1 protein-coding gene is annotated in these 1147 nt (G+C 31.5%); it reads left to right on the top strand.

Annotated elements, in window-relative coordinates; genetic code table 11:
- Positions 1-381 precede the first annotated feature (381 nt).
- Complete coding sequence (locus tag JHL15_RS04995) at positions 382-723, top strand: hypothetical protein (protein ID WP_200243779.1); 342 nt, start codon at positions 382-384, stop codon at positions 721-723.
- Positions 724-1147 lie beyond the last annotated feature (424 nt).

The raw sequence follows: 1147 nt of genomic DNA, 5'->3' as shown, positions 1-1147 counted from the left end.
AAGCTGCTTTAGCCAAAACATAGAACTCTGCCTATACATTTTCAATTTTAAACTTTCAATTTTCAATTGTTTTCATCTGCGTTATCTGCTTAATCCGCGAGAGAGAATAAAACCATCAATAGAGGTAGGCTTTAGCCCGCCTTAAAAGAAATCCCAAATCCAAAACGGCTTTAGCCAAAACCTAAAGCTCTCCCTATAAACTTTCAACTTTCCATTCTCAATTTTCAACTTTTGAAGACTCACTTCTGCAGTACTTAAACGAATCACTAAAAATAAACTCACTCAATCACTGCCCCAATTACAAGTGCTACCCAATGAATGGTATGTCTGGAAGAATGACTTCATTTAAAATAGAGACATACATATATTATACGGAGTAGAATGGGAGCTAATATCTCAGGAATAGGCTCCAACCTTTTAACTATTGAAGGAGTTAGCCCTTTACGAGGAACAGGGCAGATGAAAAAAAGTTTTCCACTGGGAACAAGATCTAAGCAAAATAAAATCTGGACTCAGTGTTTTTATCCCATCATTTGGACCAATACAAAATACAATATGATCTACTCCTATATAGGACATAATCATATGGATTATGAACATCAGTACAGGAACAGCAAAAAGAAAATCAATACCCTATCCTCTACCTTTGGCAGTAAAGATTATAATGACTTTATTACTCACTCTATCTACTATCTGGATAAAGAAAAAAGAAAGAGATTTTAAAAAGCAAGATCTAGAGTAAAGAATAAAAACTTGATAATGCTCAATAATAAATAAGATCGAAAAGATAAGCACCTAATATAATTCTATATACTTTTAAAACTGTAAAATATTTTTATTCCTAACATAAACTCATTCTTTTATAATCCGATAATACCAACTTTGGCAAAAAAAAGAAAATAGAATCCTTATCCAATCGAATCAAACTCCATAATATTTTTTTGACCCCTTAAATATCTATCGGCATTACAAAATAATATAAGCCATGATTCTAAAAAATTCCAGAAAATTCTTTTCATTCTTCCTAAATCAAATTTAATATATCCATTTTTCATCCACATCTCATTCCTTTTCCCGTTTTAATTTTCCACTTTCCCATTTCAATTTTCCATTTTTCCTTACCCTTTTCCTCATTTTCGCTGATAAA

Origin of the sequence: Chryseobacterium paridis (assembly GCF_016595215.1) — a bacterium.
Taxonomy (GTDB): Bacteria; Bacteroidota; Bacteroidia; order Flavobacteriales; family Weeksellaceae; genus Chryseobacterium; species Chryseobacterium paridis.
The sequence above is the reverse complement of the archived record's forward strand: the minus strand, read 5'-3'. Positions and strand labels throughout refer to the sequence as shown.

Bases quoted from the DNA above. Each gene is read 5' to 3' on its own strand.
- JHL15_RS04995 (WP_200243779.1), top strand. From the start codon at position 382: ATGGGAGCTAATATCTCAGGAATAGGCTCCAACCTTTTAACTATTGAA.